Source organism: Psychrobacter sp. (assembly GCF_030457785.1).
Classification (GTDB): Bacteria; Pseudomonadota; Gammaproteobacteria; order Pseudomonadales; family Moraxellaceae; genus Psychrobacter.
Genome location: NZ_JAKDUI010000141.1, coordinates 1 through 7,384, shown reverse-complemented (window position 1 = coordinate 7,384; position 7,384 = coordinate 1). Strand labels below are relative to the sequence as shown.

The following is a 7,384-nucleotide window of genomic DNA, read 5'->3' as shown; positions in this document are numbered from 1 at the left end:
TCTGTCAGGCATAATACGCGTTTAGTTACAATATAGGCAGATGAATAATAAGACATCACATACTCGCACTACCGCGTTTTGCTTACTTTTTAGCGCTAGTAGTCTCAATGCTTTTTACTTATGATGTAATTCTTTACGACTAACTTTTCGTGAATAGCAGCATATTTGAACTGTCTAAATTGTTATAATTAAAAAATCTGATAGAAGCAACAGGACGCCTTTATGAGCTTATTACCCAATAATTTTGAGACGCTAAAACGTAGAGCCAAACAAGGTATCATGCCACTATTGACACCGCACTTACTTAAACTACGTATCAATACTTATGCACCATACATTGGTGCTGGTATCAAAATCGAACACATCAACCTAGATCAAGGACTATGCGTCGTCAGCATGGGGCTTAACGCGCTGAACAAAAACATCGTGGGCACTCAGTTTGGCGGTAGCCTGTACTCCATGGTTGATCCATTCTATATGCTGATGCTCATGCACCAATTGGGCAGCAGCTATGTGGTTTGGGATAAAAGCTCACACATTGACTTTGTCGCGCCTGGCAACAGCAAGGTCACGGCACGGATGAAGATTCCTAGCTCGGAAATCATTACTATTCAAGAGCTCACAAAAGAGGGCAAAGCAGCGTTTCGAGAGTACCAAGTAGATATCGTTGACGATCAGCAAAAAACAGTCGCCACTGTCACCAAAACCCTCTACATACGTTTGCGCAAGCATAGCAAATCAAAAGATCAAAGTATTCGTATCGATACCTCTGATATTGCGTGATACCGTTATTCACTTTAATTTAAGCCTTACATACAAAAACCCCAATCTAGCTTTCGCATAGACTGGGGTTTTGTCTTTTTTGGTATGGCCCGCTTATTTATAAATAAACCTATGAATAAGGGCTTGTATCTACTATGGGCTTATCTCTAAGAGTCGTACGTCGTACAACCAAGGATAGATAATAAGCCTGCACTTAAATATTTGTGCTTAGATACTTATGCTCAAATACTCACACTTAGATACCATGTGCAGCTTCAACTGCAGCAGATCTTTAAGCGCCAGCTTTTTTCTGAGCAGCTGGACGAGCACTAAGCTTTTCGCGGATACGTGCTGACTTACCAGAACGCTCACGTAAGTAGTATAGTTTCGCACGGCGAACAGCACCGCGACGCTTCACTTGGATGCTATCGATGATTGGTGAATGCACTTGGAATGCACGCTCAACACCAACGCCACTTGAAATCTTACGTACAGTAAACGCTGAGTTGATACCGCGGTTACGCTTAGCGATTACAACGCCTTCAAAAGCCTGTAGACGCTCACGCTCACCTTCACGTACTTTTACTTGTACCACAACGGTATCGCCGGGTGCAAAGCTAGGGTATTCACGCAATTGCGCGTTTTCGACGACCTGAACTAATGGATGCTTGTTGCTCATGAGAGTTATCTCCTCACATTAGATAATAGAGGCTTAACGCATATCACCTGTTTGTAATAATTAATCGCATCTCTTTATAGTGAGACACAACGTAAATGGGTTATAACCAACGGCCACTATTTTATGACTCGTTTTAATATTGCTCAAAATTCTATTACTTAACTGTTTATCAAATCCAGTCTGTATAGCGAGTTTATAACTACCCTATCAGCTATCTTTGTCTACTTTTGCCAATGCTTTTAACCACTTTACTTGCTCTACCGTTGGTGTGAATGCTTGCCACAAGTCTGGACGCCGTGTTTTGGTACGACTGACTTGTTGACTAAAGCGCCACTTAGCGATATTGGCATGATGACCTGAAAGTAAAACATCAGGTACTGCCATACCAGCAAACTCATGTGGCTTAGTGTAGTGAGGACAATCAAGCAAACCATCAACAAAGGAGTCTTGCTCGGCGGATTTGTCATCACCCATAATGTCAGGCAAACGACGTATCACACTATCCATCACCACCATTGCGGGTAGCTCACCACCCGTCAATACATAATCACCCAACGAAACTTCCATATCGACATACTGCGACAGTAAGCGCTCATCAATACCTTCGTACCGACCGCATAATAGAATCATGCCGTCATACTCAGTCATATTGACCACACCACTCTCGCTGAGCGTCTGTCCTTGTGGTGATAGATAAATCACCGGACAATACTCACTATCGATACGACAGCCATATTGGCTAGCCCTCTGGCGCGCATCCTCGATGGCTTTTGACAATGGCTCGGCCATCATCACCATACCAGGACCCCCGCCATACGGGCGCTCATCGATACGACGATAGTTATCAGTAGTAAAATCACGTGGATTAATGCATTCGATCGTCACTTGTTCCCTAGTGACTGCACGACCTGTGATACCAAACTCACGAATCGTGGCAAACATTTCAGGAAAAACACTAATGACGGCAAAATACATCTGATATCTACTTGCTCAATTATCTACTTGCTCAACGGCTAATAATCACTCGGCCAGTCCACAAGCACTGTTTTCTCAGTCATATCGACTTCGACTACCGTTTGCTTGTGCCATGGAATTAGGCGCTCTTCATTATCCAAGCTATCTGATTTTGCTGCTACCCGCATGATATCGTGGGCACCAGTTTCAAACATCTCAGTGATATCGCCTAAATACTCACCCTGCTCGTTCATAACGCGCAAGCTGACCAAATCCGACCAATAATATTCATCTTCAGCCGTTTCAGGCAGGGCGTCTTGCTCGACCCAAACGGTAACACCGTTCATTGTCTCTGCAATATTACGATCGGGAACCTGCTCAAATTGAGCCACGATTCCTGATCCTTGTTCACGCCAAGCTTTCACAGTCAAAGGCTTCATGCCAGTGGCGGTTTTCATCCACCACGGCTGCATGTCAAATATTGCCGTGCGATCATCTGTATCGCTAAACACCCAAAGCCAGCCTTTGATGCCGTAAGGCTTCTTAAGCTGACCGATTTTCATGAGGGCACTAGCGTCTGGAGCAGATGACATAACGACTAACCTAGCAAGGATTAACTAAAAATAATTAAAACGACAATGATAAAAGTCGTGTCAAAAGCGATAAACAGTTAATGGCGTACCCTGGTTAAACCAGTTACGCTATGTGTTCTAAAGTCTATAGAGACGGCTATAGTCAAGCTATAATCATCTCAGCAACCACAAAAACTTAAGCAGTTTCTTCAGTTTGAGCAGCAGACTTATTGTAAGCTTTTGCTAATGAAGCAACGCGATCTGAAGGCTGTGCGCCTTTAGCGACCCACGCATTGTACGCTTCCATGTTTAGGCGTACTGCTTCTTCAGACTCTTTAGCGAGTGGGTTAAAAAAGCCAATGTTTTCAATGTAGCGACCGTCACGCGAACGGCGTTGATCAGCAACAACTACTTGATAAAATGGGCGTTTCTTGGCACCGCCCCGTGCTAAACGAATAACAACCATGTGAATTCTCTCTTTCGCAGGTATACCAAAAAGGGCATAATTATATCACAGTATTTATGCATTGAAAACATAAACTGTGCTAATTTATCTATTTATTAACAATAGCTTAAATGCACTTCAATGTAAAATATCTCTGATATCAAAGCTTGTTTAGAGGTTTGATAAAATCGATTCGTCTTTTCGACCTGTCAGAGCTTCTGATTATGCTACTCTAATAACATAACTTGTTAGCGCCATCAGTCATTATCATGAGCGCTGCCCATACTCTCTCTATTCATAGATTTAATAAAGCATCTCTCAACCGCTTGGACTCATATGACCACCACAAACCCGCAACCACGTCGTAAAGGTTGGCTAGCACGCTCTTATTCCAACACTTGGCTCACAACCTTGATGGTTGCTTTTATTGTGCTCATCAGTGTTGGTTTGTCGATTCTATTCTTTTGGCGCAGTCTGTATTTGCCGGAGCTCAAAACGCATGCACGCTATTTGACCAGCGAACTGCAGCTGATTAATAGTGTGAACAAAGACTGGCAAAACGCTCCTGATGTACGCCGATGGATTTATCAGCATTCTCACGTAGTCGTGGTCGATAATCCAAGTGATTTTCCGGAAGTCGCGGATAAAGTATTTGTGGGTGTTTTTACAGATGTATTGCAAAGTGAAATGAGTGCACAGCTTGGTCGACCTGTTGAGGTTTATTTTAAATTTAAGCCAACGCCACAACTATGGGTTCAGGATAGCCGTGATACAAGCTTTTGGGTGCGAGAGCCAGTGGTTTATTACTCACAGTACAGTACCGGACTATTGGTACTATTTCTTATTGGCCTGCCGATCCTGTCACTGCTGACTATTATTCTATTGGCACGACAATTAAATCGCCCGTTACGCTACTTACAACGAGCGGCGACCAATTATATTAGCTTGGGTCATGCAACCACCTTGCCGACACAAAAAGGCCCAACAGAGATTCGTCAAGTAAACATGGCGTTCAACCGTCTATTTACCACGTTAAACCAAGCACAAAAAGAGCGTACAATTATGCTCGCAGGCATATCACATGACCTGCGTACGCCTCTGACTCGTATGCGTTTGACCGCTGAGATGTTGCCAGATGACTTTTTCCGAGAAGGATTAATTTACGATATTGAAGACATGGATGCCATTTTAGAGCAGTTTATCTCCTTTATGAAAGACGGCTCGGACGAGCCAGTTAGCCTAACCGATTTGGACACCATATTTAACGAAATCATGGTTCAGTTTGCGCCGATGCAATTTGTCTATCAATCTGAGTGCGACAAGGTTGTACCCGTAAGACCGCTGTCTATTAAACGGCTGATTATCAATTTAGTTAATAATGCCAACCGTTACGGTAAACCTCCTATCTATCTATCGGCAACCGTTATGCCGACATTTACAGAGAATGAAGAAGAGGAAGATAGTGATGTGGTGACTGAAAGTGCTATCAATAAAGAAGCGCAAGAACAGTTGATGATATGCGTGCGTGATTGTGGTGATGGCGTGGCAGAAGACCACCTAGAGCGCATTATGCAACCTTTTGAACGTGGGGAGACGGCACGTACCACACAAGGTAGTGGCTTAGGGCTAGCCATCGTTAGCCGTATTGCGCAGCTACATCATGGAACTGTTGAGGCCGTCAATCACCCTGAAGGTGGCTTGCAAGTATGTATAAGAATTCCGCTACTATCTAAAGTGGCTGGAGATGAAAAGGTGGCCGCTGATACCGAAGAAACATCGGAATCTAATAATATTGCAGCGGATAAGGAAGATTAAGTCAGGAGAATGAACGCTTCAACGCTTAGAGGTGTGTAAAGCGCATTGAAGCATCTGAAAACGAGAGTTATGTTTCTTCGAGTCCCGCCCTAAAGAAACTTACCCGTAAAAATCAATCCTAGCAAAAGCTAATCTTTTTCACCAATAACAGGCGGAATATGCTGAGCACTATTCGTGAACTCTAACGGCTGCGTAATCTCCGCTTGAGCATCCTTCAATGCCTGAGTGCTTGACGGCTGCTGTAAAAACAAATAATAACCTAACACTATCGCATTCAAAACCACCAAACCACCAAATAAATATGGCATCTTCTGCTCTCCTTTTAGATATACTTACTTTTAGGGCATTTCAAACAAATCTTATAGTTTACTCTTCAAAATCACGCTCACTTTTTTCTTGCGTCAACTCATCAGCAGCAAGAATTTGTGTCAAAGGCTTAATGGGCCATGTCATCACAAACCTTGCACCACCCAACTCGTTACTCTCACCGACACTCATGTTGCCATTAAACCAAAAAGCAATACGCGATACGATAGATAAACCCAAGCCATAACCACCCGATGCTCGTGTACGGCTATCATCTAAGCGTGAAAATGGAATAAAAACCTTTTCACGATCCTCTTCTGGAATACCCCGCCCATCATCTTCTACACTGACAAAGGCGTTGCCTCTTTTGACACCAGCACTAATGAGGATCGTGCTATCAGCGTAACGTAGAGCATTACCTGCTAAGTTCTGAATGACGCGGTGCAAATACCGTCTATCAGCGACCGCAGTAACTTTAGTATGGGGTAGATTCGTCCTTATTGTAATCGGCTTGCCTAAAGCGTTGGTCTCACGCTCAATCTGTTCTAGCAAATCTCTAAGATTCACTGGCTCTAAATCTAGCTTTGGGGAACCTTCTTCAAGCTTGGCATAAGTTAAAATCTCGTCAATCAAACCATTTAGTGACTCAATGTCCTCATCGATATAATCACGCTGCATGACACGAGAATCTTCATCATCAGTGTCTGCAAGCATATCTACGGCAAAGCGTATACGAGCCACCGGCGTTCGTAATTCGTGCGATACCGCGCGTGTTAACTCTCGCTGTGACTCAATTAATCGTTTGATATGAGATGTCATCGCGTTAAAAGTCGCAGACAAACGAGCAATCTCATCCTGCCCAATCACCTGAACTTGAGTATCGAGGTTACCCTTACTGACTTCATTGACACCGACCTGAATGATCTGTAGCTTGCGCTCAAGCGGGAAAATTAACGCATAGACCCCCAAACTGATCAGAAACATACTAATAAGAATCATACTGATGATGAGATTAAGTGGGAACCAATTAAACAACGGCACCGGACCAATCAGTATCGCCATATCGTTAATTTCAGATGGCACCATGACTCTAATAGCAGAGTTTCTTTTACTGCTATTGGTATCCTGTAAAGAGATAACCACTTCATCACGGCGCAAACGTGCCAGTTGATCTGAATCTAAATCAAGCGTATTGACCGCCTGGAATGCTAGAGGAAAAGAAAACTCCTCTTCGAGCTCTGCTAAACGCTCTCTCTTATCAGACAAAGTCATGTGATAAGACAGATCGTCTAATAAAAAGACGGCAATGGCACGTACCTGCTGCTCGGTTACTTGCGATAGCCTAGTTGTGAGGACACTCTCACCGTCTGGCAAACGATAGTAAATATCCGCATACACAGGCTGACTGACATAGCGAACCACCGTCTTATCCTGCTCAAAACGACGCAACTCACTCGCAGTGAAATCCACGTCATCAATAGGTATGACGTTAAAAGTCGAGCCAAACAAACTGCTAGCATCAGATAGCCAGTACGCTCGCTGCTGATCATTTTCTTGATGAGCAATACCTTCGCTAACCAGATGAAAAGCACCTGCCGCCATATCTTCGCGATATGACTGTACGCGTTCTTTATTGATCGTATCCATCAATAACTGAGCGAATAATGCGACGCATAAACATACGATAAGCAGTCCCGCATAAATACGAACAAAAATACTGTGTTTTAAAGAGGAAATTAGTGACATACGTGCCGTGACCAACTTGATAGATAAAATCTGCTGTTAGTACTCAACCTGAAGGAAGCTAACGTAACCTTCAGGTTGAATACCACTCATAAAAATAAAATTTGA

The 7,384-nt window shown here is 43.4% G+C and carries 8 protein-coding genes; 2 read left to right on the top strand and 6 right to left on the bottom strand.

Annotated elements, in window-relative coordinates:
* Positions 1-222: 222 nt before the first annotated feature.
* Entirely contained in the window at positions 223-783 is a 561-nt protein-coding gene (locus L0J61_RS07725; protein WP_301465827.1) for a DUF4442 domain-containing protein, read from the top strand.
* 271 nt (positions 784-1,054) lie between these two features.
* On the opposite strand, the gene rplS is transcribed toward L0J61_RS07725, so the two are convergent.
* From rplS to rpsP, 4 genes are all read right to left on the bottom strand, one after another.
* Entirely contained in the window at positions 1,055-1,441 is a 387-nt protein-coding gene (rplS, locus tag L0J61_RS07720; RefSeq protein ID WP_301465825.1) for a 50S ribosomal protein L19, read from the bottom strand.
* A gap of 207 nt (positions 1,442-1,648) precedes the next feature.
* The gene (trmD, locus tag L0J61_RS07715; RefSeq protein WP_301465823.1) at positions 1,649-2,416 is read right to left on the bottom strand and encodes a tRNA (guanosine(37)-N1)-methyltransferase TrmD; all 768 of its coding nucleotides are present in this window, start codon (positions 2,414-2,416) and stop codon (positions 1,649-1,651) included.
* A 38-nt stretch (positions 2,417-2,454) separates the two neighbouring features.
* Entirely contained in the window at positions 2,455-2,988 is a 534-nt protein-coding gene (rimM, locus tag L0J61_RS07710) for a ribosome maturation factor RimM (protein WP_301465822.1), read from the bottom strand.
* 175 nt (positions 2,989-3,163) lie between these two features.
* On the bottom strand, positions 3,164-3,433 hold the full coding sequence (gene rpsP, locus L0J61_RS07705; protein WP_301465821.1) for a 30S ribosomal protein S16: 270 nt from the start codon (positions 3,431-3,433) through the stop codon (positions 3,164-3,166).
* Between the two features lie 315 nt (positions 3,434-3,748).
* On the opposite strand from rpsP, the gene L0J61_RS07700 reads away from it, so the two are divergent.
* A complete protein-coding gene (locus tag L0J61_RS07700; protein WP_301465820.1) occupies positions 3,749-5,227 on the top strand; it encodes an ATP-binding protein in 1,479 nt (492 codons plus the stop codon).
* A gap of 128 nt (positions 5,228-5,355) precedes the next feature.
* On the opposite strand, the gene L0J61_RS07695 is transcribed toward L0J61_RS07700, so the two are convergent.
* Positions 5,356-5,535, bottom strand: a complete 180-nt coding sequence (locus L0J61_RS07695) for a hypothetical protein (RefSeq protein WP_301465818.1) — start codon at positions 5,533-5,535, stop codon at positions 5,356-5,358.
* 58 nt (positions 5,536-5,593) lie between these two features.
* Complete coding sequence (locus L0J61_RS07690) at positions 5,594-7,279, bottom strand: ATP-binding protein (protein ID WP_301465816.1); 1,686 nt, start codon at positions 7,277-7,279, stop codon at positions 5,594-5,596.
* Positions 7,280-7,384 lie beyond the last annotated feature (105 nt).

Bases quoted from the DNA above. Each gene is read 5' to 3' on its own strand.
- trmD (WP_301465823.1), bottom strand. From the start codon at position 2,416: ATGTATTTTGCCGTCATTAGTGTTTTTCCTGAAATGTTTGCCACGATT.
- rpsP (WP_301465821.1), bottom strand. From the start codon at position 3,433: ATGGTTGTTATTCGTTTAGCACGGGGCGGTGCCAAGAAACGCCCATTT.
- rimM (WP_301465822.1), bottom strand. From the start codon at position 2,988: ATGTCATCTGCTCCAGACGCTAGTGCCCTCATGAAAATCGGTCAGCTT.
- L0J61_RS07695 (WP_301465818.1), bottom strand. From the start codon at position 5,535: ATGCCATATTTATTTGGTGGTTTGGTGGTTTTGAATGCGATAGTGTTA.
- L0J61_RS07690 (WP_301465816.1), bottom strand. From the start codon at position 7,279: ATGTCACTAATTTCCTCTTTAAAACACAGTATTTTTGTTCGTATTTAT.
- L0J61_RS07700 (WP_301465820.1), top strand. From the start codon at position 3,749: ATGACCACCACAAACCCGCAACCACGTCGTAAAGGTTGGCTAGCACGC.
- rplS (WP_301465825.1), bottom strand. From the start codon at position 1,441: ATGAGCAACAAGCATCCATTAGTTCAGGTCGTCGAAAACGCGCAATTG.
- L0J61_RS07725 (WP_301465827.1), top strand. From the start codon at position 223: ATGAGCTTATTACCCAATAATTTTGAGACGCTAAAACGTAGAGCCAAA.